The 24,100-nt window shown below is 69.7% G+C and carries 27 protein-coding genes and 1 riboswitch; of the genes, 15 read left to right on the top strand and 12 right to left on the bottom strand.

Annotation, left to right across the window (positions count from 1 at the left end; translation table 11 throughout):
• Positions 1–2 precede the first annotated feature (2 nt).
• The 3 genes from HNR30_RS25065 to sigJ all read left to right on the top strand — a co-directional run bounded on the left by HNR30_RS25065 (position 3) and on the right by sigJ (position 3,195).
• Complete coding sequence (locus HNR30_RS25065) at positions 3–1,799, top strand: FtsX-like permease family protein (protein WP_181612476.1); 1,797 nt, start codon at positions 3–5, stop codon at positions 1,797–1,799.
• 90 nt (positions 1,800–1,889) lie between these two features.
• A complete protein-coding gene (locus HNR30_RS25060; RefSeq protein WP_220133976.1) occupies positions 1,890–2,270 on the top strand; it encodes a hypothetical protein in 381 nt (126 codons plus the stop codon).
• A gap of 4 nt (positions 2,271–2,274) precedes the next feature.
• A complete protein-coding gene (gene sigJ / locus HNR30_RS25055; protein ID WP_312894623.1) occupies positions 2,275–3,195 on the top strand; it encodes an RNA polymerase sigma factor SigJ in 921 nt (306 codons plus the stop codon).
• A 6-nt stretch (positions 3,196–3,201) separates the two neighbouring features.
• Here sigJ and HNR30_RS25050 read toward each other — a convergent pair whose 3' ends face one another.
• On the bottom strand, positions 3,202–4,146 hold the full coding sequence (locus HNR30_RS25050) for an NADP-dependent oxidoreductase (protein WP_181612473.1): 945 nt from the start codon (positions 4,144–4,146) through the stop codon (positions 3,202–3,204).
• Positions 4,147–4,287: 141 nt separating this feature from the next.
• A riboswitch (cyclic di-AMP (ydaO/yuaA leader) is annotated at positions 4,288–4,424 on the top strand.
• A 178-nt stretch (positions 4,425–4,602) separates the two neighbouring features.
• Between HNR30_RS25050 and HNR30_RS48080 the strand changes: the two genes are divergently transcribed.
• Complete coding sequence (locus HNR30_RS48080; protein WP_246379161.1) at positions 4,603–5,436, top strand: hypothetical protein; 834 nt, start codon at positions 4,603–4,605, stop codon at positions 5,434–5,436.
• Positions 5,437–5,534: 98 nt separating this feature from the next.
• Positions 5,535–6,389 carry an alpha/beta fold hydrolase gene (locus tag HNR30_RS25040; RefSeq protein ID WP_181613040.1) on the top strand — a complete coding sequence of 285 codons (855 nt, stop codon included), beginning with the start codon at positions 5,535–5,537 and terminating at the stop codon, positions 6,387–6,389.
• 1 nt (position 6,390) lies between these two features.
• Here HNR30_RS25040 and HNR30_RS25035 read toward each other — a convergent pair whose 3' ends face one another.
• From HNR30_RS25035 to HNR30_RS25015, 5 genes are all read right to left on the bottom strand, one after another.
• On the bottom strand, positions 6,391–6,762 hold the full coding sequence (locus HNR30_RS25035) for a hypothetical protein (protein ID WP_181612472.1): 372 nt from the start codon (positions 6,760–6,762) through the stop codon (positions 6,391–6,393).
• On the bottom strand, positions 6,762–7,142 hold the full coding sequence (locus HNR30_RS25030; RefSeq protein ID WP_181612471.1) for a roadblock/LC7 domain-containing protein: 381 nt from the start codon (positions 7,140–7,142) through the stop codon (positions 6,762–6,764). The genes HNR30_RS25035 and HNR30_RS25030 overlap by 1 nt, the downstream gene beginning before the upstream one ends.
• Positions 7,143–7,171: 29 nt before the next feature.
• Complete coding sequence (locus HNR30_RS25025) at positions 7,172–7,927, bottom strand: transcriptional regulator (RefSeq protein ID WP_181612470.1); 756 nt, start codon at positions 7,925–7,927, stop codon at positions 7,172–7,174.
• 3 nt (positions 7,928–7,930) lie between these two features.
• Entirely contained in the window at positions 7,931–8,302 is a 372-nt protein-coding gene (locus tag HNR30_RS25020; protein WP_181612469.1) for a roadblock/LC7 domain-containing protein, read from the bottom strand.
• Between the two features lie 111 nt (positions 8,303–8,413).
• Positions 8,414–9,610: a DUF4032 domain-containing protein gene (locus tag HNR30_RS25015; RefSeq protein WP_181612468.1), complete on the bottom strand. Its 1,197-nt coding sequence runs from the start codon at positions 9,608–9,610 to the stop codon at positions 8,414–8,416.
• A 22-nt stretch (positions 9,611–9,632) separates the two neighbouring features.
• Here HNR30_RS25015 and HNR30_RS25010 point away from each other — a divergent pair, with 22 nt between their 5' ends.
• On the top strand, positions 9,633–11,201 hold the full coding sequence (locus HNR30_RS25010) for a DUF885 domain-containing protein (RefSeq protein WP_312894622.1): 1,569 nt from the start codon (positions 9,633–9,635) through the stop codon (positions 11,199–11,201).
• Between the two features lie 93 nt (positions 11,202–11,294).
• Here the strand turns inward: HNR30_RS25010 and HNR30_RS25005 are convergent, their stop codons facing one another.
• The 4 genes from HNR30_RS25005 to HNR30_RS24990 form a co-directional block, all read right to left on the bottom strand.
• Positions 11,295–12,539: an ATP-binding protein gene (locus HNR30_RS25005; RefSeq protein WP_181612466.1), complete on the bottom strand. Its 1,245-nt coding sequence runs from the start codon at positions 12,537–12,539 to the stop codon at positions 11,295–11,297.
• A gap of 74 nt (positions 12,540–12,613) precedes the next feature.
• The gene (locus HNR30_RS25000; RefSeq protein ID WP_181612465.1) at positions 12,614–13,516 is read right to left on the bottom strand and encodes a phosphotransferase; all 903 of its coding nucleotides are present in this window, start codon (positions 13,514–13,516) and stop codon (positions 12,614–12,616) included.
• 26 nt (positions 13,517–13,542) lie between these two features.
• Entirely contained in the window at positions 13,543–14,172 is a 630-nt protein-coding gene (locus HNR30_RS24995; RefSeq protein ID WP_181612464.1) for a class II aldolase/adducin family protein, read from the bottom strand.
• Positions 14,169–14,759 (bottom strand): TetR/AcrR family transcriptional regulator, encoded by a 591-nt coding sequence (locus tag HNR30_RS24990; protein ID WP_181612463.1) that lies wholly within the window; start codon positions 14,757–14,759, stop codon positions 14,169–14,171. Before HNR30_RS24990 ends, HNR30_RS24995 begins: the two co-directional genes overlap by 4 nt.
• A gap of 49 nt (positions 14,760–14,808) precedes the next feature.
• On the opposite strand from HNR30_RS24990, the gene HNR30_RS24985 reads away from it, so the two are divergent.
• The 9 genes from HNR30_RS24985 to HNR30_RS24945 all read left to right on the top strand — a co-directional run bounded on the left by HNR30_RS24985 (position 14,809) and on the right by HNR30_RS24945 (position 22,342).
• A complete protein-coding gene (locus tag HNR30_RS24985; protein WP_181612462.1) occupies positions 14,809–15,684 on the top strand; it encodes a carbohydrate kinase family protein in 876 nt (291 codons plus the stop codon).
• Positions 15,681–16,895, top strand: coding sequence for an aminotransferase class III-fold pyridoxal phosphate-dependent enzyme (locus HNR30_RS24980; protein ID WP_312894620.1), 1,215 nt, complete (start codon positions 15,681–15,683; stop codon positions 16,893–16,895). The genes HNR30_RS24985 and HNR30_RS24980 overlap by 4 nt, the downstream gene beginning before the upstream one ends.
• Before the next feature lie 188 nt (positions 16,896–17,083).
• The gene (gene ngcE, locus HNR30_RS24975) at positions 17,084–18,535 is read left to right on the top strand and encodes an N-acetylglucosamine/diacetylchitobiose ABC transporter substrate-binding protein (protein WP_181612461.1); all 1,452 of its coding nucleotides are present in this window, start codon (positions 17,084–17,086) and stop codon (positions 18,533–18,535) included.
• Positions 18,536–18,541: 6 nt separating this feature from the next.
• Complete coding sequence (locus tag HNR30_RS24970) at positions 18,542–19,456, top strand: carbohydrate ABC transporter permease (RefSeq protein ID WP_181612460.1); 915 nt, start codon at positions 18,542–18,544, stop codon at positions 19,454–19,456.
• A gap of 1 nt (position 19,457) precedes the next feature.
• A complete protein-coding gene (locus HNR30_RS24965; protein ID WP_181612459.1) occupies positions 19,458–20,291 on the top strand; it encodes a carbohydrate ABC transporter permease in 834 nt (277 codons plus the stop codon).
• Between the two features lie 5 nt (positions 20,292–20,296).
• Positions 20,297–20,539: a 4a-hydroxytetrahydrobiopterin dehydratase gene (locus tag HNR30_RS24960; protein ID WP_181612458.1), complete on the top strand. Its 243-nt coding sequence runs from the start codon at positions 20,297–20,299 to the stop codon at positions 20,537–20,539.
• A gap of 17 nt (positions 20,540–20,556) precedes the next feature.
• On the top strand, positions 20,557–21,069 hold the full coding sequence (locus HNR30_RS50275; protein WP_220133975.1) for a superoxide dismutase family protein: 513 nt from the start codon (positions 20,557–20,559) through the stop codon (positions 21,067–21,069).
• A gap of 29 nt (positions 21,070–21,098) precedes the next feature.
• Entirely contained in the window at positions 21,099–22,025 is a 927-nt protein-coding gene (locus tag HNR30_RS24950; RefSeq protein ID WP_181612457.1) for a low temperature requirement protein A, read from the top strand.
• Positions 22,022–22,342, top strand: a complete 321-nt coding sequence (locus HNR30_RS24945; RefSeq protein ID WP_181612456.1) for a nuclear transport factor 2 family protein — start codon at positions 22,022–22,024, stop codon at positions 22,340–22,342. The genes HNR30_RS24950 and HNR30_RS24945 overlap by 4 nt, the downstream gene beginning before the upstream one ends.
• Here HNR30_RS24945 and HNR30_RS24940 read toward each other — a convergent pair.
• Together HNR30_RS24940 and HNR30_RS24935 are read right to left on the bottom strand one after the other, a co-directional pair.
• Positions 22,331–23,122, bottom strand: a complete 792-nt coding sequence (locus HNR30_RS24940) for an ABC transporter permease (protein ID WP_181612455.1) — start codon at positions 23,120–23,122, stop codon at positions 22,331–22,333. The two genes, HNR30_RS24945 and HNR30_RS24940, sit on opposite strands and share 12 nt — an antisense overlap.
• On the bottom strand, positions 23,119–24,048 hold the full coding sequence (locus HNR30_RS24935) for an ATP-binding cassette domain-containing protein (RefSeq protein ID WP_220133974.1): 930 nt from the start codon (positions 24,046–24,048) through the stop codon (positions 23,119–23,121). Before HNR30_RS24935 ends, HNR30_RS24940 begins: the two co-directional genes overlap by 4 nt.
• Positions 24,049–24,100: the final 52 nt, after the last annotated feature.

Below are 24,100 nucleotides of genomic sequence, written 5' to 3'. Positions count from 1 at the left end.
CGATGGGCCGCATGGTGCTCGTGGCCCGGCTGGCCGTACGCGACCTGCGGCGGCGGCGCGTCGAGACCGCGCTCCTGCTGCTGGCCGTCCTGGCGGCGACCACGACGCTGACGCTGGGGCTGGTCCTGCGTGAGGCCGCCGCCGGGCCGTACCAGAGCACCAGGGAGGCGACGGCGGGGCCCGACGTGGTCGCCTCCGCGCAGCTCGCCACCCTCGAGAAGCTGGCGACGGCGAGTGGCGTCGCCGCATACAGCGGGCCCTACCCGGTCGTGCCGTCCGAGCTCCGGGCGGCGGGGCGCACCTCCGACGTGCAGGTCGTCGGGCGCGACACCGCGTCGGCGGCGGTCGACCGGCCGGCGGTGGTCGAGGGCGGGTGGGCCGGCGACGGCGGCGCGGTGCTCGAGGCGGCCTTCGCCCGGGCGCTGGGCGTCGGCGTCGGCGATCAGGTCACCCTCGGCGGTCGTGCGTTCGTGGTGTCCGGCCTCGCGGTCACCGCCGCGACGGCGCCCTATCCCGGCGGGTCCTGCTACGTCACCGCCGGCTGTGCCAGCGGCGAGGTGCCGGAGGGCACGAACCTGCCCGCCGGTCTGCTGCGTGACCCCGGGCTGGTCTGGCTCACCCAGGCCGACACGCGTGCCCTAAGCGACGACGTCTCCTACGTGCTGAACCTGAGGCTGTCGGATCCCGCCCAGGCCCGGAGTTTCGCGGACGCTCATCCGTCGGTGATCACGCACACGTGGCAGACCGTCCAGGAGGAGGCCACGGAGCTGGCGCGAGACTCCCAGATCCTCCTGCTGATCGGCGCCTGGCTGCTCGGCCTGCTCGCGGTGGCGGGGCTTGCGGTGCTGGTCGGCGGCCGGATCGCCGACCAGACCAGGCGGGTCGGGCTGCTCAAGGCCGTCGGCGGCACGCCGGGACTGGTGGCCGCCGTGATGCTCGCCGAGTACGTCCTGGTGGCGCTGGCCGCGGCGGTGGGCGGCCTGGCGCTGGGAACGCTGGCCGCGCCCCTGCTGACCGGGCCGGGAGCCGGGTTGCTCGGCCAGGCGTCCACGCCGGTGCCGACCGTGGCGACGGCGGCCTGGGTGGTCGCCGCCGCTCTCGGCGTGGCCGTGGTCGCGACCGGGATTCCGTCGCTGCGCGCCGCCCGTTCCAGCACGGTGGGGGCGCTGGCCGACGCCCCGCGCCCGCCGCGCCGGGTCGGCTGGCTGATCGCGATCTCGGCGCGGCTGCCCGCCTCGTTGCTTCTGGCCGTACGCGTCGCCGCCCGCCGTCCCCGGCGGGTCGTCCTCGGCGCCGTCAGCGTCGCGGTCACCGTCAGCGGGCTGTTCGTCCTGCTGGTGCTCGACGCCTTCCTCGCCTCGCGGTCCGGCACGCCGGCGTACGGCCAGGCGCAGGTGGAGGTGCTGCGCGAGGTGCTGCTCGTGTGGACGGTCGTCCTGCTCTGCCTGGCGGCCGTCAACACGCTCGTCATCACCTGGGCGACCGTCCTCGACAACCGCCGCTCCTCGGCCCTGGCCCGCGCGCTGGGCGCGACCCCTCGGGACGTCAGTACGGCGGTGGCGGCCGCGCAGGTGCTCCCGGCTCTCGTCGGCGCGGCGCTGGGGGTCTTCCCCGGAGGGTTCGCCCTCTTCGGCGTGATCAATCTGATCACCGGAGGCGACGGCGCCAGGGTCACGATGCCCTCGGCCCCCGAGCTGTTCGCCCTGGTGGCGGCGGCGGTGCTGGCGGTGGCGCTGCTCACCGGCGCCCCCGCTCTCCTGGGATCGCGGCGTCCCGTGGCAGAATCCCTGCGCGGCTGAACGGAGCAGACCTCACATTCCGGGCGGCAGCGTCGTCGTATGGATGACGGTCCACACCCGAAGACGGAGTCACCTGAGATGTTGCGTATCATGATCGTTCTGCAGACCCTGGTCCTCTTCGCCGCACCGATCACCGCCGGGCTGCTGCTCACCACCCCCCACGGGCACACCTTGCACAGCATGGCCTCGTACACGATTTTCGTCGTGGCCGTCGTCCACGTCATCGCCGCGGTCCTGGCGTGGCGTCCCGGTGGCGGCTCGCCCAAGCCGATCCTGCACGCGGCCGGCTTCCTGCTGATCGTGTCGGCGCAGGTGGCGCTGGGCCTCGCGGGTGCGACGGCCGTCCACGTCCCCCTGGGAGTGCTGCTGTTCGGCGTCAGCCTCGTCCAGGCCAGCCGGCTCTGGCCGCGGCGTGAGCCCGCCGCGCTCCCCGCCGTCGACGTGCGCACTCCGGCGGCGTCGCGTGGCTGATCCCGTGAACACCCCGTACGACCCGATCATCGCCGAGCGGCGCCAGCTCACCAACCTCGCCTACCGGCTGCTCGGCTCCCTCGCCGACGCGGAGGACGTCGTCCAGGAGACCTACATCCGCTGGTACGCCCTGCCCGACGACAAGCGCGAGGCCATCGGGACGCCGGGCGCCTGGCTGATGAAGGTCGCCGGGCGGATCTGCCTCGACATGCTCGGGTCGGCCCGCGCCAGGCGCGAGCGCTATGTGGGGGAGTGGATCCCGGAACCGGTGCCGGCGCCCGCGGAGTGGGCCGGGGCGCCGTCGGGCGAGACCGTCGCCGACCCGGCCGACCGCATCACCCTCGACGAGTCGATCAACATGGCCCTGCTCGTCGTGCTCGACTCGATGACCCCGGCGGAACGGGTGGCCTTCATCCTCCACGACGTCTTCCGCTACTCCTTCGCCGAGGTCGCCGACATCGTCGGGCGCAGCGACGCCGCCTGCCGCCAGCTCGCCACCTCCGCCCGGCGGCGGCTGCGCGACGCCCAGGTCGCCTCCTCCGCCCCCACGGCCCGGCGCGCAGCCGTCGTCAGGGACTTCAAGCAGGCCTGGGAGGCCAAGAACATCGAGGCGCTCGTCGGCCTGCTCGACCCCGACGCGACCGTGGTCGCCGACGGCGGCGGCCTGGTCAGCGCCGCGCTCCATCCGATCGAGGGACGAGACCAGGTGGTGCGCTTCGCCCTGGGCCTGGCCGGGCGCGTGCCGGGCATGACCCTGGTGGAGAGTACGGTCAACGGTCAGCCCGGCCTGGTGGCGCAGAACGACGGGGTCACGGTGGCGGTGATCGCCTTCGAGGTCGCCGACGACCAGGTGATCCGCATGTGGGCGATCCGCAACCCCGACAAGCTCCGCGCGTGGACACGGGGAGCCAGACGGCCGGAGTGAGGGCGTTCAGGCGATCCTGATGATCGTCTTGCCCCTGGCCCCGCCCGCGCGGTTGCGTGCGATGGCGGCGGTGGCCTGCTCCAGTGACACCTCCGCGTCGATCCGCACCCCGTACAGCCCCGCGTCGATGAGCGAGGCGAGCGTCTCCAGGAGCGAGGCGCTGGCGGTGTTGTTGAAGTTGACCGCTCTGATGGAGCGTTCGGCCAGCGAGCCCACGTCCGCGACCCCCTGGGTGGTCAGCGCCGCGCCGCCCGGTCTGACGAGGTCGGCGGCGGCGGCGAAACCCGTGGCGTCCTGGACGAGGTCGACGAGGACGTCGACGCCCTCGGGGTGCAGGGCGCGCACGGAGGCGACCACGGGGCCCGCGAGGTGGTCCACGGTCTCGGCCGCGCCGTACTCCCGCATGAGGGGAGCCATGTCGGCACCAGCGGTGACGATCACGTGGGCGCCGAGCGTCGAGGCGAACTGCGTGACTCCCTGGCCGACCCCGCCGGTGGCGCCGATGATCAGTATTTTCTGGCCCGCCGTGACGCGGGCGCTCTCCACGAGGTTGTAGGCGGTCATGGAGGCGATCGGGATGGCGGCGGCGCTCGGCAGCGGCATGGAGCGGGGCGCGAGCGCGATGGAACCGGCCTTGGTGACGGCGTACTCGGCATAGGAGCCTCCGCCGGAGGCCAGGTCCATGAACTGGCCGTAGACGGAGTCGCCGGGCCGTACGAGCTCCACCCCTTCGCCCACGGCCTCGACCACCCCGGACCCGTCGACGCCCATGATCAGCGGGAAGTGGTGGGGCGCGGAGTCCTTGAGCATCCCGTCGGCGACCTTCCAGTCGAACGGGTTGAGCCCGGCGCCGGCGAGCCGTACGAGGACCTGACCTGGGCCAGGGGCGGGCGTCGGCAGTTCCATCAGCTCTGGGCTCGCCCCGAAGCGGGACACGGCGACAGCTTTCATGCTTCCCATGAAAACAAAGGGGATCCAGCGTCCGGAAAGGCGGGTTGGACCTGGCGTTTCATCACCATTACAGGTAGATCTTTTGCCCCATTTATGGGATTAGTTTGGCAATTGACCGTTTCTTGGCCTAATGTCCATGGAGTCAGGCAGACGCCGAGTCCCGCACCGAGCGGGAGCCGGGGACCCACTTATCTGGGGTGAATCCGACCAGCGAGTCGGTAGGGCATCTCCACGCCCGAACCCGTCAGCTAACCCGGTAGGCGAGATGGAGAGGATCACGCCCGTGCATCACATTCCGGTCGCAGCGGTATCCGGGAACTGAGTCCCGCCTTTTAACGATCTTATGCGCCTCGCGTAGCGACCGTCCGGCATCGAGCCCGGCTACGCCCATCTGATCAGGCGCCTTTCCCCATCCCCGCACGAAGGATTCAGCTTTTCATGGCACCCCGCTTTGGCATGCGTACGTTCACCCTGCTCACCTCCGGCGTCCTGGCCGGTCTCATGACCCTTTCTGTCCCCGCTCACGCCGACGTCGAGATGACGCCGGTGGCGAAGCAGGAGCAGAAGCAGATCCTGCTCAAGGGCTCCACCACCGCCTCGTACTACTGGGACGACGGCTCCGGCCGCAACGGCGACACGGGTCTGCCCGCCAGTGGCCACCCCATGCAGAAGGGCCTCGCCGCGAGCCCCAGCTGGCCGCTCATGACCGAGGGCTACGTGATCTACAAGGGCAAGAAGGCGCCGTTCTTCGTCGGCGACCGCGGCCCCGGCACCCCCTCCAACCGCGGCATCATGCTCGACCTGGACGCCAAGACCTTCGCCTACCTGCTGGGCGGCAGCTTCAACACCAGCAGCCTGAGCGTCAGCGGTGTCGGCGGCGAGGGCCACGCGAAGGTGGAGTACGTCATCACCAAGTGGGGCAACGGTGTCGGCAAGAAGAACCACCCGGTGGCCTTCTCCACCGGCGCCTACGGCCGCAAGGACAGCAGCCCGGCCAAGCCGCTGCCGCTGAGCGCCGCGCAGACCGCCGCCAAGGCCGCCGCCGAGGCGGGCAAGAAGGCCGACGCCGCCAAGGCCGCCGCTCCCAAGCCGGCCGAGAAGGCCGACGAGGGCACCAAGGCCGCGGCCGCGGCCGAGGCGCCCCCGGTGTCGAACATGGCCGCCAAGGAGAACATCGACGGCTCCTCCGACACCAACGCCGCCGGCCTCGTGCTGGTGGGCGGGCTGGCGGTGCTGGGCGGTGGCCTCTTCCTGGGCCGCGACCGCATCAAGAAGCTCGCCCAGCGCTGAGCCTCCACGGTCCAAAGGGGACGTCCCGCTGAATCCCCCTTTCAGCGGGCCGTCCCCTTTACCTCGTGCGAACAGAATGTCATTCTGTTCGCGTGACCATGAGCGCGAAAGCCAACGGCCTGGAACTGGCCTACGACAGCTTCGGCACCCCCGGCGACCGCCCTCTCCTGCTCATCATGGGACTCGGCTCCCAGATGATCATGTGGGACGAGGCCTTCTGCGAGCTGCTGGCCGAGCAGGGCCATCACGTGGTGCGTTTCGACAACCGCGACGTGGGCCTGTCGACCCACCTGCACGAGGCGGGCGTCCCCGACCTGGGCGCCGCGCTCGCGGGCGACGCGCAGGCCCCGTACCTGCTCGCCGACCTGGCGCTCGACACCGTCGGCCTGCTCGACGCGCTGGGCTGGCCCGCCGCCCACGTGGTGGGCGTCTCCATGGGCGGCATGATCGCCCAGGAACTCACGATCAACCACCCCGACCGTGTGCTCTCCCTCACCTCGATCATGTCCACGCCCGGCAAGGCGGGACCGCCCACCCCCGAGGCGAGCGCCGCGCTGTTCTCCCCGCCGGCCCCCGACCGCGCCACCGCCGTCGAGCGCGCGCTGGCCGTCTGGTCGGTGATCGGATCGCCCGGCTACGAGCCCGACCACGAACGCATCGCCAAGCTGTCCGGCCTCGCCTACGACCGCGCCTACGACCCGGCCGGCACCACCCGCCAGCTGGTGGCCATCCTGGCCTCCGGCGACCGGACCGAGCGCCTCGCCGCGGTGGACAAGCCCACCCTCGTCCTCCACGGCGAGGCCGATCCGCTGATCCAGGTGGACGGCGGCAAGGCCACCGCCGCCGCCGTCCCGGGAGCGCGGCTGATCACCTTCCCCGGCATGGGCCATGATCTGCCGCGTCCGCTCTGGGAGCGGTTCGTCACGGAGATCACCCGGCTGACCCGCGGATAGGTCAGATCTCGAGCTTCTCCTCGATCACCTTGAGCTGGTGACGGGCGAGGGCGAGGTTGGCCCGGCCGCGGTCGAGGGCCAGGTAGAGGAACAGGCCCTTGCCTCCGCGGCCGGTCATCGGCCGGATGATGTGGTAGTGCGTCGACAGCGTGATGAGGATGTCCTCGATGGCGTCCTTGAGCCCGAGCGTGTCCATCGTCCGCATCTTGGCCTTGACGACCTCGGTGTTGCCGGCCGCCGCGACCTGCAGGTCCAGCTCCTTCGAGCCGCCCAGCACGCCGAGAGCCATGCCGCTGCCGTAGTCGACCACGCACGCTCCCAGTGCGCCGTCGATGGCCATCATCTCCTTGAGGGAGACGTCCATGCTTGCCATCACTTTCCTCCAGATTCGGATGCGATGGCGGCCAGCTTCGCCGCCGTCTTCCTGCCCTCCAGTCGCAGCAGCCCGAGATTGGCCCCGGGCTCGGCGACGACTGCGAGGACGATCGTGGGGCCCGCCGCGTAGAACGCGGCGAAGCCTGCGCTCCCGGAGACCACCGTCTCCTCGAGAGCGCCCTTGCCGATGAGGCTGAGCATGCGCCTGCTGAGCGCGAGCAGGGCCGAGGAGAGCGCGGCCGTCTGCTCGGCGCTCTGGAATCCCGACTCGCAGGCCAGCACCAGTCCGTCGACCGAGCAGGCGATGCCGCTGCCTATCCCAGGAGTGCGCTCGCGCAGGAGGATGAGCTCCTTCAGCACCTCTTCGCGCAGCTCCATCGGTGGTCTCCTTCTGAAGGGGAGGAACCTCACGCCAGCTCCTCCAACGCCTTCCTGAGCCGTAGCAGCACATCCAGGTCGGTGGGGACGTGCGGCTCGGCGGGCAGGTCCGTCCGCACACGCCTGGGCAGGGACGCGCTCGTCTGGACCTCGTGCGCCAGCAGTCCGGCCGCGGCCAGTTGCCGTACGGCGAGCAGCACCTTGGCCGCCGGGCGCCCCAGCAGCCTGGCCAGCGTCAGCGGTGTCGCCTCGCCGTCGGCGTTCAGCAGCACCTCCCACTGGAGGGAGGTGATCATCACCCTGTCGCCCGGCAGCCGCCGTACCGGGACGACCGGTGCGGCGTCGAGCTCCGCCGAAGACCAGGCCCGCTCCAACTCCGCTCGCCTCCTGCCGGACTCTCTGATCAGCGTGGACACCTCGAAGAACCACTGCGCCCCCAGCCAGTGCTCGGCGTCGGGCACGAACTTGGGCCGCGGGCTCTTGACGGGTAAGAGGAAGAAGGCGGCGTCGAGCGTCGCCGTCAGCGCGCAGTACTGCAGCTCGGCCCTGCTCAGCACGCCGTCGTCGACCAGGCGCTGACCGCCGTCCTTCTGCGCGCTGCGCAGCTCGACCTCGCTGACGCGCCCACTGGCGGTCAGGATCTCCTCGAACCGGGTCGCGCTCGCGCACTCCATGAAGGTCACCCGGCCTCGGGCCAGGTAGACCGCGCCCTGGCGGCCGATCCGGAGCACGCCGGAGGCACCTTCCATGGCCAGACCGGTCAGCAGGCTGTCGAGGGCGGGCATCGATCAGAGGTCCAGCCGCGCGGAGATCGCGTGCAGCAGGTGCCTGGCCAGTGCCAGGTTGGATCGCTCCAGGTCCAGATGCAGGTAGATGACCAGGGGGCCGTCGAATCGGGTCTCCAGCGGCCGGAACAGGTGATACCCCTGGTCGCTGACGACGATCATGTCGTCTATGCGTACGGTGCCGCCCGCCGACGATTGGGCGATGCCGTCGGTCATGACACGTAAGGTCTCGCTCAGGGCGGCCGCGGAGTACTCGGGATCGGTGCCTGAACCACCGGCGGCCACGGCCATGCCGCTGTTGTGGTCCAGGACGAGCGCGTCTATGGCGCCCGGGATCGCCATCACCTCGGTGAGGCAGTCATCAAGTCCAAGCACCGGGTCAGCGTAGGAGTGACCGGAGTGATCCTTCTCGGCCTCAGGGACAGAAGCTACGCGGTGGATAAGGTACTTCTCCCTGGATAGAAGGAAATATCCACCGCGTGGAAGCTATTCCTGGATAAGTGCCTTCTCGTCAGGCTTATGGACGAGCACGTTGTCCACATAGGACTTGACCGCTTCATCCAGGCCGACGTCTCCGCCGTTCGCCTCCGACAGGTACCAGCGGTGATCGAGAACCTCGTGGAAGAGCTGGGCGGAATCGAGCTTCCTGCGCAGCTCCACCGGGATCGCGGTGATCGTCGGCTGGAACACCTCCGCCAGCCAGCGGTGGGCCACCACGGCCTCGTCCTCGTGCCGCAGCCCCTGGGCCACCCGGAAGCCGTCCAGGTCGTTGAGCAGCCGCCTGGCCTGGTTCTCCTCGGTGTCGAGCCCGGTCAGGCGCAGCAGGCGGCGCTGGTGGTGGCCGGCGTCGACGACCTTGGGCCGCACGATCAGCCGGCCGGTGCCGACCTTGCGGCGCACCATCATCTCCGCCACGTCGAAGCCGAGCAGGTTCAGGCGGCGGATGCGCTGCTCGACCTTGTGCCAGTCGACCTCTTCGATGATCTCGTCGTTGGTCAGCTCGCCCCACAGCCGGTGGTAGCGGTTGACGATGTCGTCGGCGGTCTGCTCGGGGTCGATCTCCTTGTGCAGCAGCCCGCCCGCCTCCAGGTCGAGCATCTCGCCGAAGATGTTCAGATGCGCGATCTCGATGTCGTGCAGGCGCTGGCCCTCGCTGATCATCGGATGCTCCTCGCCGGTCTCCGCGTCGACCAGGTAGGCGGCGAAGGCGCCCGCGTCCCGGCGGAACAACGTGTTCGACAGCGAGCAGTCGCCCCAGTAGAAGCCCACCAGATGCAGGCGGACCAGCAGGACGGCCAGCGCATCGAGCAGCCTGGTGAGGGTGTCGGGGCGCAGCGTGCCCGACATGACCGCGCGGTACGGCAGGCTGAACTGCAGGTGCCTGGTGATCAGGGCGGCGTCGAGGCCCTCGTCGCGTCCCGTCACGTACGCGACCGGCTCCACGGCCGGGGCGTCGAGCCTGGCCAGGTCCCACAGCAGGCCGTACTCCCGCTTGGCGAAGCGTTCGCTGATCTCCTTGATCGCGTACACCGTGCCGCCCACCCTGGCGAACCGCACGACGTGCCGAGAGATGCCGCGCGGCAGGTCCACGAGGTGGTGGTCGGGCCATTCGGCCAGGGGCAGGTGCCACGGCAGGCGGATCAGGTCGGGTTCACCCAGCGCGCCGGTGATCTGGAGGGCCATTGCATCAGGATATTGTGCGAAAGTGGACGAGTTTCTCACCTGGTACTTCTCTCGTAACCCCATCGCCGCGACTCTGCTGGGCGCCGAAGGTCACTCCCACACCCTGGGTGACTACTCCGCCGAGGGTCTGACCGCCTACGAGCGCGAGCAGGCCGGCTGGCTGGAGCGCCTGACGGCCGTCGAAGGCGGCACCCTCGACGACCGGATCGACCGCGGCCTCGTCATGTCGCAACTGCGCGGCGACCTGGCCCTGTCGAGCTGGCCCTGGTGGCGCCGCGACCCCACGGCCTACCTCGGTGGGATCTTCTCCTCGCTCTTCGTGCCCTTCCAGCGGGCGCTGCAGCCCGAGGCCGTCCTCGTCGACGCCGCCGTCGCCCAGCTCGCCGAGATCCCCGGCGTCCTGGCCGCCTGCCGTACCAACCTCGACCCCGAGCTCGCCGCCGACCTGTACGTCAAGCGCGCCCTCGGCCAGGCACGCACCGGCCGCGGCCTCGTCACCTCGACCATCCCCGCGATGATCACCTCCGACGACCTGCGCGCCCGCTTCCTCAAGGCGGCGGAACCCGCCGCCGACGCCTTCGACTCCTTCGTGGCCTTCCTGGAGGGCTTCGAGGCGCGCGGATCGTGGCGCATGGGCGAGAAGCTCTACTCCACGCTCCTCCTGGAAAGGGAGATGCTCGGGTACGGCGCCGCCGACCTGCACGCCAAGGGCCGCGAGCAGGTCGCCCTCCTCGACGGCGAGATGCGTGAGGTCTCCCGGCGTTTCAACGGCTCGCCCGACTGGCACGCCGCCCTCAACGCCCTCGCCGACGACCACCCGCCCACCCTCGAGGCCATGAGGGCCGAATACGACGCCGAGACCCAGCGCGCCCGCGCGTGGGTGCGCGCCAACGACCTGGTCACCTTCGCCGAGGGGGAGGAGTGCCACGTGCTGCCCTCGGCGGAGTACAACCGGCCGATCCTCGCCGTCGCCCACTACGTCTCGCCGCCGCCGCTCACCAGCTCGCGCGTGGGCTACTTCTTCGTGCCCTACACGCCCGACGGCTTCACCCCCGAGCAGGTACGGCAGCGCCTGCGCACCAACGCCAGGGCCATGATGCCCTCCGTCGCCGTCCACGAGGCCTACCCGGGACACCACTGGCACCTGTCGTACATGGCGGGCAACCCGCGCACCGTGCGCAAGGTCTTCCGCACCCCCTACTTCAGCGAGGGCTGGGCGCTGTACGTGGAGAAGGTGGCGCACGAGCACGGCTACTTCGACACCCCGGCCACCGAGCTCGGCTACCTCGACGCCCGCATCTTCCGCGCGGCCCGCATCGTCGTCGACACCGCGCTGCACTGCGAGGACATGTCCGTGGAGGAGGCGGAGTCGTACATGCTCGCCCACTCGGGACTGACGGAGGAGACGGCCAAGGGCGAGGTCAACCGGTACTGCGCGTGGCCCACCCAGGCGCCGTCGTACCTCACGGGGGCACTGGAGATCGAGCGGATCCGCGGCTCGTTCAAGGGGTCGCTGAAGGAGTTCCACGACCGGATCGCCGGCTCCGGCGGCCTGCCCCTCGGCCTCGCAGAACAGGCGGCGCTCGCCTAAGCGGCCGTTCTTCCCCCACCCGCCCACCCGCCCGCCCCCGGTCCTGCTCGGGCCGGGGGCCTCTGGCAGTGACCGTCCGTTCGTGGGCGGGCTTCAACGCCCTTCGGACCGCGACGTCCACAGGGCCGAAAGTGGCAGGCAGGCGAAGCCCTCGCCCAAGCCCAGCGACTCGGTCCCGCAATAGAGCACGAAGCCGGCGATCATCCTCGGCCCCAGCCGCCGCTTGAGGTGGCGGAGCCCGCGAAGATCGTCGTCCCGCACCGTCTGAGCGGACTTCACCTCGATCGCGACGATCTCCCCCGCATCGTTCTCGAGGATCGCGTCGACCTCGTACTGGTCGCGGTCGCGGTAGTGGTAAAGCCGGGCGTAGGTGTCCGCCCACGACAGTTGCCTGGCCAGTTCGCCGAGGACGAAGTTCTCGAACAGCGCACCATGCTCCACGGCGCCGACGGTGAGGTGCGCCGCGAGCCCGGAGTCGGTAAAGATGACCTTGGGCGTGGCGACGGCCCTGGTGGTGCTGTTCGCGGACCAGGCCGGGATCCGGCGCACGAGGAAGACGGTCTCCAGCAGGCCGATCCAGGAGGCGACGGTCGGCCGGCTGACGCCGAGCTCACCGGCGAGCCGCGCGGTGTTCAGCAGTCCGGAGGTCTGTGCCGCGAGCAAGGAGATCAGCCGACGCATCTCGGCGATCCGACTGATGTCGGCGACCTGCTTGATGTCGCGCGCAATGAGGTCGGCGAGATAGCTGTCGAAGAACCTCGCCCGTCGTTTCGACGCCGTGCGCTTGACAGCCTCCGGATATCCGCCTCGCAGGGCGCGGTCGAGATAGTCCTTCTTCCGCAGGTCCAGCGGTTTGGCCCGGAGCTGGGGCCCGCGCGCGAAGACGGCGTCGACGAATCCGTCGTCGTCGCCGTCGATCTCGCCCTGAGAGAGCGGCCACAGTTCGATGGTCTCGGAGCGGCCGGGAAGAGCGTCGGGAATGCTGCTCAGGGAGAGCAGCCGAGCCGAGCCCGTCAGCAGGAACCTGCCGGGGCGGGGATCGCGGTCGACGGCGTGCTTGATGGCCAGCCAGAGCTCAGGCACCCGCTGGACCTCGTCGATCAGCATCAGGCCCTCGTGATCGAGGAAGCCGTTGGGGTCGCGGTCCGCGGCGAGTCTGGTCCCGGGTTCGTCCAGGTAGCGCGCCATGCCGCCGTCGTGCTGGCGCAGCACTCGTTCGGCCAGCGTGCTCTTGCCCACCTGCCGGGCACCGTTGAGGATGACCACACGGGTGTCTTCAAGGGCTTCGCAGGCGAGAGAAGCGGCACGCCGGGGCAGGTAGTCGATCGCCTCGCGCATGTTCTCACTTTACATCTGCCGAAGATCACACCTGCGATCTGCCGAAAGACCCACCTGCGATCTGCCGAACCATCTCAAGCCCACCGCAGTGCCTCGCGCAGGTTGTGTTCGGCGATCCCCTTCATCACCTCCCGGTCCGGGAAGTCCCCGTCCAGCAGCCGCAGCGGCCCTGCCACCAGCGACAGCCGCATCGCCAGCGTGTACAGCTCCATCCGCTCAACGTCCAGCCCTTCCACCTCCAGCGCCCCGTACCGGTCGCCGAAGCGCAGCCGCAGGAACACGTGCTCCCACTCGACGTCGAAGTACATGAGCCCCTCGATGTCGATCAGTGCCGGCTCCCCCTCCGAATCCAGCAGCACGTGGTCGGGGCCCAGTTCCCCGTGGATGAGCCGGTGGCCGGCACGAGGCGCGACGGCGGCGGTGAGGGTGTGGAGGCGCGCCCGCAGCGAGTCGTGGGCGGCGCGCATCCGGGGGTCGCGGGAGGCGGCTTCTGACAGGTCGCCCAGCGCGCGGCCGAGGACGATCTCGGGGCACGACAGGGCGGTGGGCTGGGTGAGCTTGCCGGGTTCCGGTCGGCGGTCGGCGTGCAGCTTGACGAGGGACTCGCGCAGCCGCGCGAGGACCGGCTCGGCCCCGGCGGGGTCGGCTTCCATCAGGGCTTCCAGGGTGCCGCCCTGGAGGTCCTCCACGAGGGCCAGGCCCGCGTCGGGGAAGACGTCGAGCAGGCGCGGGCACCTGACGCCGAGCGCGGTGAGGCGGTCGTGGGCGGCGAGGAAGAGGTCCAGGGCGGACGCGTGGGCGAAGGGGCCGTCGCCGGGAGCGTCGGCGGTCGGCCAGTAGTCCTCCTCGGGGTCCCAGCGGTAGGCGATCAGCGTCGCGCCCGAGTCGAGCGTGAGCCGGTAGACGCCCTTCTTGCTGCCGCCGCGCAGGCGGGTGGTCGCGACGATGCCGGGGACGAAGGGGGTGAAAAGATCCACGCGGGAGTCTCTCACGATCCCCGCGGTCAGCGGCGCGGGAAGTGCGGAGGGTTGAGCGACCGCTCGACGACGGCGGCCAGCTGGTCCTGCGTCAGCACCGTCGGCTTGCCGATCGACAGCCCGCGCACGTAGACCTCGCAGAGCCACTCCAGCAGCCGGTTGGCCTCGAAGGCCTGCTCCATCGTGGCGCCGACGGTGACGCCGCCGTGGTTGGCCATCAGCGCCGCGCTCTTGCCCTCCATCGCCGCCTTCACGTTGGCGGCCAGCTCGTCGGTGCCGTAGCAGGCGTAGTCGGCGACCAGCACCTCGCCGCCCAGCTGCAGCGCGTTGTAGTGCACCGGCGGCAGCGAGCTCTGGGTGGTGGCGACCACGGTGGCGAAGGTCGAGTGGGTGTGGCAGACGGCCTGCGCGAAGGTGGTGCGGTAGATCGCCAGGTGCATCGGCGTCTCCGACGACGGCTGCAGCTCGCCTTCCACCAGATGTCCGTCGATGTCGACGATGGGGCACATCTCCGGCTCCAGCCGGTCGAGCGCGACCCCTGCCGGGGTGACCGCAACCAGATCGCCGGATCGAACGCTGAGGTTTCCCGAAGTGCCGAGCACCAGGCCGAGCTCGACCGCCCGCCTGCCGTACTCCACCAGAGTGTCACGCATCATGGGGCAAGCCTCTCAAGCGCGGTGAGCATCAGGCGACGGGCGTCGTCGGCCGCCAGTCGCGACGGGTAGAGCAGCAGGTGCAGGCTGAGCCCGTCGACCAGGGCGAGCAGGTGCTCGGTGGTGTCGTCGAGGTCGGTGTCCGCGCGGATCTCTCCGGCGTCGGCCGCGCGTGCCAGCAGGGCTCGTACGGCGGAGCGCAGGTCGTCGGCCTCGGCCCGCTGGACGGCGGCCAGGTCGGGGGAGGCCAGGCTGCGGCTCCAGAAGCTCACCTCCAGCCGGGTCTCGCCGTCGCGCTCGTCGTCGAGGGGCAGGTTGTCGAGCAGGACCTCGCGGAGCGCGGCCAGGCCTTCCAGGCCCGAGACCTTCGACAGGATGCGATCGCGGATGCGGGCGTGCGACTGGCGCAGGGCCGAGAGCAGGATGGTGTCCTTGTCGGAGAAGTAGTGCGACAGGACGCCGTTCGACAGGCCCGCCTCCCGGGCGATGGCGCGGGAGGTCGCGGCGTCGATGCCGTCGCGGACGATCACGCGGGTGGCGGCGGTGACGACGTCACGTCGTCGTTCGTCGTGGTCCACGATCTTTGGCATGCGACCAGTGTATTGACTTTTTAGTCGGACGAGCGACTATATTCCGGTTATGACCGTCGTCACAGTTGGCGTGCACATCGTGGACATCCTGACCAGGCCGGTGTCGCACATTCCCGAAGGTCAGGACACGGTCCTGGTCGACCAGATCCGCCTGACCGCCGCGGGCTCCGCGGCGGGCACCGCGGTCGATCTGGTACGGCTGGGCCACGAGGTCGTCTCGCTGGGCGCGATCGGCGACGACGAGCTCGGCGACTTCCTCATCATGGTCATGTCCAGGCACGGCGTCGACGTCTCCGGCCTGCGCCGCCGTACAGGGGAGCAGACCTCCGCCTCGATCCTGCCGATCAGGCCCGACGGCGGCCGGCCCAGCTTCCACGTGCCCGGCGCCAACCTGAGCGTCACCCTCGCCGACCTGGACCCCGAGGTGATCCGCTCGGCGAAGGCCATCCACCTGGGCGGCATGGACGTCACCTTCGGCCTGGGCGACCCCGCCTTCTTCGCCCTGCTCGACGAGGTCAGGGCCGGCGGCACGATCGTGACCATGGACCTGCTGTCGGAGATGCCCGACCTGCTGCAGATGGCCAAGGCCTTCCTGCCGCACGTCGACTACGTCCTGCCCAACGAGGAGCAGGCCAAGATCATGGCCGGCGCCGACGACGCGGCGCGGGCGGCCGCCCTGCTGGGACCAAATGTGATCGTCACTCTCGGCGGCCGGGGCAGCCTGGTGAACGGCGAGATCGTCCCGGCCCTGCCGGTCGAGGTGAGCGACACGACCGGCTGCGGCGACGCCTACTGCGCCGGGTTCATCACCGGCCTGCTGCGCGGCGACGACGTTCTTGAGGCGGCCCGCCTGGGCACCGCCGCGGCCGCGCAGGTGGCGACGGGGCTCGGCTCGGACGCCGGAGATCTGGAAGGACTGAAGTGAAAGACAACGAACTCCGCGAGCGCGCGGCCAAGGTCGTCCCCGGCGGCATGTACGGGCACCTGAACGCGGCCATCTTCGCCCCCGGCTATCCGCAGTTCTTCGAGAGCGGCAGCGGGTGCAGGCAGACCGACGCCAACGGCAGGGAGTACATCGACTTCATGTGCTCCTGGGGCCCGATCGTGCTGGGCCACCGCCATCCCAAGGTCGAGGAGGCCGCCCAGCGGCAGCTCGCCAAGGGTGACACGCTCAACGGCCCGGGGCCGATCATGGTGGAGCTGGCCGAGCTGCTGGTCGACACGGTGCCGAGCGCCGACTGGGCGATGTTCTCCAAGAACGGCACCGACGCCACCACCCAGGCGCTCATGGTGGCCCGCGCGGCCACCGGGCGCCACAAGGTGCTGATGGCGCACGGCGCCTACCACGGGGCCGACCCCTGGTGCACGCCCTCGATGATGGGCGTCACCCCGAACCAGCGGGCCGACATGATCGAGTTCGCCTACAACTCGCTGGAGTCGCTGGAGGCCGTCGCCGCCGAGCACGACGGCGAGGTCGCCGCGATCATCGTCACCCCCTTCAAGCACGACTCCTTCGAGGACCAGGAGCTCGTTGAGCCGGAGTTCGCCCGCGGCGCCCGCGCCCTGGCCGACCGGATCGGGGCGGCGCTGGTCATCGACGACGTGCGCGCGGGCTTCCGCATCGACCTGCGCGGCTCGTGGGAGCCGTACGGCGTGCGCCCGGATCTGACGGCCTGGTCCAAGGCGATGGCGAACGGCTACCCGATCGCCGCGGTCACCGGCACGGACGCGCTCAGGAGCGCGGCCCAGACCCTCTACTCGACCGGCTCCTTCTGGTTCTCGGCCGTGGCGATGGCCGCGGCCAAGGCCACCATCGAGACCCTGCGCGACGAGAACGGCATCAAGCAGATGGAGCTCGCCGGCTCCCGCCTCAGGGACGGCCTGGCCCGCCAGGCGCTCGCGCACGGCTTCGGCGTGAACCAGACGGGCCCGGTGGCCATCCCGTGGCTGAGCTTCGAGGGCGACGCCGACCTGTCGAGAGCGCTGTACTGGAGCGACGCCTGCCTGCGCAACGGCGTCTACATCCACCCGTGGCACAACTGGTTCCTGTCGGCCGCCCATACCGAGGCTGACGTGGACGAGGCGCTGGAGGGCACCGACCGCGCCTTCGCCGAGACGCGCGCCCATTTCGGCTGACATCGGTGCTCACGTGAGCCCGCCGGTTCTGTCAGGAACGGGCGGGCTCCTTGCTGTGCGGATCACAAGAGGGCACCGGTAGGTCACGTCTGTGTTGCGGCCTCTTGACGCTGCTCGGGGTCCGTCCGTACCTTGCGGGCAAACGATTAGGAAACTTTCCTATTTGATCCAGATCTACGGGAGCCCGCATGTCCCACCCGGGAGAGATCACTCGGCGCGATCTGCTGCGCCGGATCGGCCTGACCGCTGTCGTCGTCGGCCCCGGCGCGGGCCTGCTGTCCGCCTGCGCCACCGGCGGCGGCACCGCCGCATCGCCCTCCGCCTCCGCCCCCGCGCCCGCCACCAGCGCCGCGTTCGACCCCAAGAACCCCTTCGCCGTCGACGCGAAGAAGGGCCTCGAGGTCGTCATCTTCACCGGCGGCTTCAAGGACGACTACGCCACGGGCCTGCACCAGCCCATGTACACCAAGGCGCACGCGGGTGCGACGATCAAGCACACCGGCACCCAGAACGTCGGCACCATGCTGCGCCCGCGCTTCCTCTCCGGCGAGGTTCCCGACGTCGTCAACAACTCCGGCCCCGAGGCCATGGACGTGGCCGCTCTGGCCGCCGAGGGTCACGTCGCCGAGCTCACCGCCCTGTGGGACGCTCCCTCCTTCGACGACCCCAGCAAGAAGGTCCGCGACACCGTCACCCCGGCCGCGCTCGAAGAGGGCAAGCTCAACGGCAAGGACATGACGCTCAACTACGTCGTGTCGCAGCGCGCGCTCTGGTACAACGCCAAGCTCTTCCAGGAGAAGGGCTGGACCCTCCCGACGACCATGGAGGAGTTCAAGGCGCTGGGCGACAAGGCCAAGGCCGAGGGCATCCACCTGTTCGCCTACCCGGGCCAGAAGGGCCCGTACTACATGCTGTGGAACATGCTGTACACCGCCGCGAAGATCGGCGGCAACAAGGCGATCATCGACATCGACAACCTGGTCGACAACGCCTGGAAGTCCGACGCGATGAAGGCCTCCGTCACCGCGTGGCACGAGATCTTCACCAAGTACAGCGACAAGTCCTACCTGGGCCTCGACCACACCCAGACCCAGGTCAAGCACCTGCAGAACAAGTTCCTGTTCTACCCGACCGGCTCCTGGCTGGAGGGTGAGATGGCCAAGGACAAGCCGGAGACCTTCGAGTACGCCATCGCCCCCTTCCCCAGCGTCACGACCGCCGACGCCATGCCGTACGGCGCGATCCAGGTCGGCTCCGGCGAGGTCTTCTTCGCCACCGCCAAGGGCCAGAACCCGCAGGGCGCGCTGGAGTACCTGCGCATCATGCTCTCCAAGGAGGGCGCGAAGGGCTTCGTCGAGAAGACCGGCAGCCTCACCATCGTCAACGGCTCCGCGGACGGCGTCGAGCTGCCTCCGGGCCTGGCCTCCGCGGCCAAGGCGACCGACGCCGCCGGCCCGAACGTCATCACCAGCGCCCGCTTCGAGGGCTGGTACAAGGAGCTGTTCGACTACGCCTGGGCGCAGCAGAACATCCTCATGGGCGGCCGCATGACGGTCGAGGAGTACCTGGACAAGGTGCAGAAGAAGGCCGACGACGTCAAGGCCGACTCCTCGATCGCCAAGCAGACCCGGGACGCGTAACTGACAATGGAGCGGCTACGCAAGTACGGATTCGTCATCGGGTTCCTCATCGTCCCGGTGACCCTCTACGTGGTGTTCGTGATCAGCCCGTACATCCAGGCTTTCCAGCTGTCGCTGACGAGCTGGAACGGCTACCAGGCGGTGCCGAACTTCGTCGGACTGGAGAACTTCACCAGGCTCTTCAAGGACGAGGTCTTCTGGAACGCGCTGCGGACCCACGGGATCGTCCTGCTCGTGATGCCGCTCGTGGTGCTCGCCCTCGCGCTGGTCTTCTCCTTCCTGCTCAACCTGGGAGGAGGCTCGCGCGGGGCGGGGATGCGGGGCGTGACCGGCTCGACCTTCTACAAGGTCGTCTTCTTCGCGCCCCAGGTGCTCGCCGTCGCCATCGTCGGTGTGTTGTGGAAGGCGATCTACCGGCCCGACGAGGCCGGTGTGATCAACGGCGTCGTCATGAAGCTGGGCGGCGAACCGATCGGGTGGATGAGCGACCCCGACCTGGCGCTGTGGTCGCTGATCGCGGTCATGTGCTGGCAGGCGGTCGGCTTCTACGTGGTGCTGTTCTCGGCGGGCATGTCGGCCATCCCGAAGGACTACTTCGAGGCCGCGGCCCTCGACGGCGCCGGGCGGTTCACGCTGTTCTTCCGCATCACCCTGCCGCTGCTGCGCGACACGCTCCAGGTCGGCTGGGTCTACCTGGGCATCGCGGCCTTCGACTGCTTCGCCCTGGTCAACGTGCTGACGCTGGACGCGGGCGGCCCTGACGGCGTCACGACCGTGCTGCCGGTGGAGATCTTCAAGACCGCCTTCACCTACAGCAAGGTGGGTTACGCCTCCGCGATGGGCGTGGCCCTGTTCTTCCTGACGATCACCTTCGCGGTGCTGACCCTCCGCGTCACGCGGCGAGAGAAGATCGAGCTCTGAGATGAGAAGAAATCGCAGTCCTTTCGGAGCCCTGTCGCACCTCGCCCTCATCGTCTGGGCGCTGCTGATCATCCTGCCGCTGCTCTGGACGTTCCTGGCGGCCTTCAAGAACAACACCGAGATCTTCGGTGACGCGCTCCAGCTGCCCGGCGAGATCCGCTGGGACAACTGGGTGCGGGCGTGGGAGAAGGCCCAGGTCGGCAGGTACATGGTCAACACCGTGATCGTGGTGTTCTTCGGCACCCTGGGCACGATGTTGTTCGGCTCCATGGCCGCCTACGTGCTGGCGCGCTACAAGTTCATCGGCAGCAAGCTCATCTACCTGCTGTTCGTCTCCGGCATGGCCTTCCCGGTCTTCCTGGCGATCACTCCGCTGTTCTTCGTGGTCAAGCAGGTCGGGCTGCACGACTCGCTCTTCGGCCTCATCGTCGTGTACATCGCGTACTCGATGCCGTTCACGGTCTTCTTCCTGGCGGCGTTCTTCCGCACGCTGCCGGAGGCGATCGCCGAGGCCGCGAAGATCGACGGCGCTTCGCACACCCGCACGTTCTTCCAGGTCATGCTGCCGATGGCCAAGCCCGGCCTGGTCAGCATCACGATCTTCAACGTGCTCGGCCAGTGGAACCAGTACCTGCTGCCGCTGGCGCTGATCACCGACCGGGACAAGTACGTGATCACCCAGGGCATCGCCGACATCTCGACGATCGCGGGCTACGAGGCCGACTGGCCCGCCCTGTTCGCCGCGATGAACCTGGCGATCCTGCCGGTGCTGATCGTCTACATCATCTTCCAGCGCCAGATCCAGTCGGGTCTGGGAGCGGGAGCGGTTAAATAGGGTCCATGTGGACCCAGCATGACAACGAGATCCGGCGCACCGTCGAGGCGCCGGATTTCCTCACCGCCATCAGGATCGTGGACGAGATCGCGGTCGAGGCCGAGCGCCTCAACCACCACCCCGACATCGACATCCGCTGGCGCAAGCTCCATCTCGTCCTGACGACGCACGACGCGGGCGGGCTGACCGATCTCGACTACCGGCTGGCCGAGATCATCGACGGCATCGCCGCCAAACACGGGGCGTAATCACTAATGTGGGCAGGGTGACATTCAAGCCCCTGCCCGCCCTGGTTCTCGTCCTGCTCGCCGCCGGTTGCGCGCAGCAGGAAGCCCACAGCACCCCCTCGCCCTCGGCGCAGAGCGGGGTGCGCATCTCCGGCGCCGGCGAGCTGGTCGTCTACGACCGCGCGCTCGCCCCCGCCGGAGCCCAGGCCAGCGCCACCGTCGACTCCACCGCGGACGGCACGCTCTCCTCGCTCAACGTCGAGGGCTTCCTGCCCAACCGGATCTACGGCGCCCACCTGCACACCAACGCCTGCGGCGCCAAGCCCGACGACGCAGGCCCCCACTTCCAGCACGACCACGGCCAGGTCAGCAAGGACAGCGAGGTCTGGCTCGACGTGAAGACCGATGCCGAGGGCGCCGGAAGTGCCAGCGCGCGCCACGGCTGGGCACTGACACCGGGCCACGCTCCCAAGTCGCTGGTGGTGCATGCTCAGGCCACCAAGGCCGACGGCACGGCAGGGCCGAGAGTCGCCTGTCTCAGCCTGGAATAAGGGCGCAAACGGGCGGCTTACATGCTTACGTGGCAAGCATTCTTCTCCCCCCACGCCTGCGGCTGCTCGAATCCGGCCAGCGTCGCGCCACCTGGCTGGAGCTCTTCTACGACCTCGCCTTCGTCGTGGCGGTCGCCGAGCTCGCAGGCACCCTCGCCGACCACCAGGTCGGCGTCTTCGCCGGATTGTTCGTCCCCGTCTGGTGGGCCTGGGCCGGCTACGTCTTCTACGCCAACCGGTTCGACACCGACGACCTCAGCAGCCGCCTGATCGGCCTGGCCCAGATCCCCGCCATCGCGCTCATGGCGGCCAGTCTGAGCGATCCGGCCGGCCGCTCCACGCTGTTCGCCCTGGCCTACGTGGCCGCCCGGGTCCTGCTCATCGCCGCGTACCTGCGGGTGGCCAGGCACATCCCGCAGGCCAGGCCGCTGGCCCTGCGCTACGTCGCGGGCTTCTCCGTCGCGGCGGCGTTGTGGCTGGTCTCGCCGCTGGTTCCCGAGCCGGTGCGCTATCCGCTGTGGGCCGTGGCCGTACTGATCGACCTGGCGACGCCGTTCCTGGCCCGCAGGTACCAGGCGGCCATCCCGCCCCAGCACGAGCACCTGCCCGAGCGGTTCGGCCTGTTCGTCGTGATCGTGCTCGGCGAGGTGGTCGCCGCCATCGTCCTCGGACTCAAGCAGCAGCCGGAGGACTTCCCGATCGGCCTGGCCGGGATCGCCGTGGCCGCCGCCTTCTGGTGGGCCTACTTCAGCCGCCTCAACGAGGAGGTGGTCGGCCGCACCCGCCTGGCCGGCCAGGTCTGGGTCTACGCCCACCTGCCGCTCTCGCTCGCCCTGGTCGCCTTCGGCGTCGGGGTCGAGCAGCTCATCGTGCACCCCGGCGCCTGGGCGACCGGGCTGACCGGTGTCTCGGCGGCCGGTGCCGCCGCCCTGCTCTGGACCGTGAGGAAACTGTGAACGACGTGCTCGCCCGCCAGATCGCCGCCATCGAGAGCGGCGACCTCGAAGGACTGCTGCGGCAGTACCACCCCGACGCGGTGGTCACCCGCCTGGACCTGGTCGCCCGCGGCCGGGAGGAGATCCGCGCCCTGTTCGCCGCCTACCTGGCCAAGGCCCCCAAGCTCGAAGAGCTCGGGGGCCTGCAGGAGGCGGGTGACACCCTCCTGTATCGAGCCACCATGGTGGTCGACGGCCAGAGGTTCACCACCTTCGGCACCTTCGTGCTGAACGACGGCCTCATCTGGCGCCAGACCGCGGTCGCCCTACCGGCCTAGCGACTGGTACTTCCGTACGGCCAGCGGCAGGAAGACCAGCGTGATCAGCGCCGGCCACGTCACGGCCATCAGCATCGCGTTCTGCTCGATCCACGACCCGCCCAGCGGGACCGGGTTGCCGAACAGCTCGCGGACCGCGTTGGCCGTGGACGAGACCGGGTTCCACATCGCGATCGCCCCCAGCCAGTCGGGCATGAGCGAGGGCGGGGTGAAGACGCTGGAGATCATGCCGAACGGGAAGGCCAGGGCGAACAGGTTGCCCGCGGCCTCCTGGTTCTTGACCTTCAGCCCGATCCAGACGCCGATCCAGATCAGCGCGAACCGCAGCCACAGCAGCAGTCCGAAGGCGAACAGCGTCGCCGCGAGCCCGCCGTCGGACCGCCAGCCGATCGCCAGCGCGATCAGCGCCAGGACCACCAGGTCCAGGGCCGCGTGGATGAGGTCGGAGACGCCCCGTCCCGTGACGACCGCGGACGGGGCCATCGGCATCGAGCGGAACCGGTCGATGAAACCCTTCTCCTTGTAGATCGCCACCGACATCGCGGTGTTCATGAAGCCGAAGGCCATGGTCATCGCGAACATGCCGGGCATCGCGAAGGAGGTGAAGTCGGCGCCTCCTCCGATGTCCATCGCGCTGCCGAAGACGAACACGAACAGCAGCACCATCACGATCGGCGAGCCGAGCTGCCAGGCGATCAGGGAGGGCTGGCGGACCAGATGGGTCAGCTCCTGCTGCACGATGGTCTGGTAGTCGCTCAGCGCCCAGCGCATCTGGCTCATACGGTCACCTTCTCCGTCAGCTTGAGGAATGCCTCGTCGAGCGTGGGGCGCCGAACCCCGATGTCCTCCACGTCCAGTCCCTTCTCCTGCAGGTCGCGGGCGACCGTGGTGAGGGAGCCCACCCGGTCGGTGACGGCCGCGTGCACCCGCAGTTCCTCCACCACCGGCTCGCCGACCCGGGCGACCACCGACGCGATCGCGTCGACGTCGTCGGGGCGCAGCGCCACCACCTCGACGCGGTCGCCGCCGATGGCCCGCTTGACCCCGGCTGGGGTGTCGTCGGCGATGGCCCTGCCGTGGTCGATGACGACGATGCGGTCGGAGAGCTGGTCGGCCTCGTCCAGGTAGTGGGTGGTCAGCAAGACGGTCGTGCCCTGGGCGGTCAGCGACCTGACCGCGTCCCACACCTCCATGCGGCCGCGCGGATCCAGGCCGGTGGTCGGCTCGTCGAGGAAGAGCACCTGGGGCGCGAGGATCATGCTGGCCGCCAGGTCGAGCCGCCGTCGCATGCCGCCGCTGAAGGTCTGCGGCGGCTTGCCCGCGACGTCGGTCAGCCCGAACTGCGCCAGCAACTCGTCGGCCCGCTGGCGGGCGGCGGACTTGCCGATGTGGAAGAGCTTGCCGAACATCACCAGGTTCTCGCGGGCGGTCAGCACGTCGTCGACCGCCATCGACTGGCCGGTCAGGCCGATGCGCTGCCGTACCTGGCGGGCGTTGGAGCGCACGTCGAGCCCGGCCACCCTGGCCGTTCCCGAGTCGAAGCGGAGCAAGGTGGCCAGAATGCGCACGCTGGTGGTCTTGCCGGCGCCGTTGGGGCCGAGCAGCCCGAGGACGGTGCCGGGGGCCACCGCGAGGTCGAGGCCGTCGAGGGCCACCTTGTCGCCGTAGCGCTTGCGCAGTCCTTCGGCGTAGATCGAGTAGTCCATGGGCATCCTTATCTGTGTACGTTGTACCCAAATAATAGCGTACTTCGTACTC

Source organism: Nonomuraea soli (assembly GCF_013761175.1).
Classification (GTDB): domain Bacteria; phylum Actinomycetota; class Actinomycetes; order Streptosporangiales; family Streptosporangiaceae; genus Nonomuraea; species Nonomuraea soli.
The sequence above is the reverse complement of the archived record's forward strand: the minus strand, read 5'-3'. Positions and strand labels throughout refer to the sequence as shown.

Excerpts from the sequence above, each read along its gene's own strand:
- HNR30_RS25050 (WP_181612473.1), bottom strand. The coding sequence starts at position 4,146 with ATGAAAGCTGTCGCCGTGTCCCGCTTCGGGGCGAGCCCAGAGCTGATG.
- HNR30_RS25005 (WP_181612466.1), bottom strand. The coding sequence starts at position 12,539 with ATGCGCGAGGCGATCGACTACCTGCCCCGGCGTGCCGCTTCTCTCGCC.
- HNR30_RS25030 (WP_181612471.1), bottom strand. The coding sequence starts at position 7,142 with ATGGAGCTGCGCGAAGAGGTGCTGAAGGAGCTCATCCTCCTGCGCGAG.
- HNR30_RS25015 (WP_181612468.1), bottom strand. The coding sequence starts at position 9,610 with ATGGCCCTCCAGATCACCGGCGCGCTGGGTGAACCCGACCTGATCCGC.
- HNR30_RS48080 (WP_246379161.1), top strand. The coding sequence starts at position 4,603 with ATGCGTACGTTCACCCTGCTCACCTCCGGCGTCCTGGCCGGTCTCATG.
- HNR30_RS24970 (WP_181612460.1), top strand. The coding sequence starts at position 18,542 with ATGGAGCGGCTACGCAAGTACGGATTCGTCATCGGGTTCCTCATCGTC.
- HNR30_RS24990 (WP_181612463.1), bottom strand. The coding sequence starts at position 14,759 with ATGCCAAAGATCGTGGACCACGACGAACGACGACGTGACGTCGTCACC.
- HNR30_RS25040 (WP_181613040.1), top strand. The coding sequence starts at position 5,535 with ATGAGCGCGAAAGCCAACGGCCTGGAACTGGCCTACGACAGCTTCGGC.
- HNR30_RS24985 (WP_181612462.1), top strand. The coding sequence starts at position 14,809 with ATGACCGTCGTCACAGTTGGCGTGCACATCGTGGACATCCTGACCAGG.
- HNR30_RS25025 (WP_181612470.1), bottom strand. The coding sequence starts at position 7,927 with ATGCCCGCCCTCGACAGCCTGCTGACCGGTCTGGCCATGGAAGGTGCC.
- HNR30_RS24935 (WP_220133974.1), bottom strand. The coding sequence starts at position 24,048 with ATGGACTACTCGATCTACGCCGAAGGACTGCGCAAGCGCTACGGCGAC.
- HNR30_RS25065 (WP_181612476.1), top strand. The coding sequence starts at position 3 with ATGGGCCGCATGGTGCTCGTGGCCCGGCTGGCCGTACGCGACCTGCGG.
- HNR30_RS24960 (WP_181612458.1), top strand. The coding sequence starts at position 20,297 with ATGTGGACCCAGCATGACAACGAGATCCGGCGCACCGTCGAGGCGCCG.
- HNR30_RS24995 (WP_181612464.1), bottom strand. The coding sequence starts at position 14,172 with ATGATGCGTGACACTCTGGTGGAGTACGGCAGGCGGGCGGTCGAGCTC.
- HNR30_RS24940 (WP_181612455.1), bottom strand. The coding sequence starts at position 23,122 with ATGAGCCAGATGCGCTGGGCGCTGAGCGACTACCAGACCATCGTGCAG.
- HNR30_RS24965 (WP_181612459.1), top strand. The coding sequence starts at position 19,458 with ATGAGAAGAAATCGCAGTCCTTTCGGAGCCCTGTCGCACCTCGCCCTC.
- HNR30_RS25035 (WP_181612472.1), bottom strand. The coding sequence starts at position 6,762 with ATGGCAAGCATGGACGTCTCCCTCAAGGAGATGATGGCCATCGACGGC.
- ngcE (WP_181612461.1), top strand. The coding sequence starts at position 17,084 with ATGTCCCACCCGGGAGAGATCACTCGGCGCGATCTGCTGCGCCGGATC.
- HNR30_RS25060 (WP_220133976.1), top strand. The coding sequence starts at position 1,890 with ATGATCGTTCTGCAGACCCTGGTCCTCTTCGCCGCACCGATCACCGCC.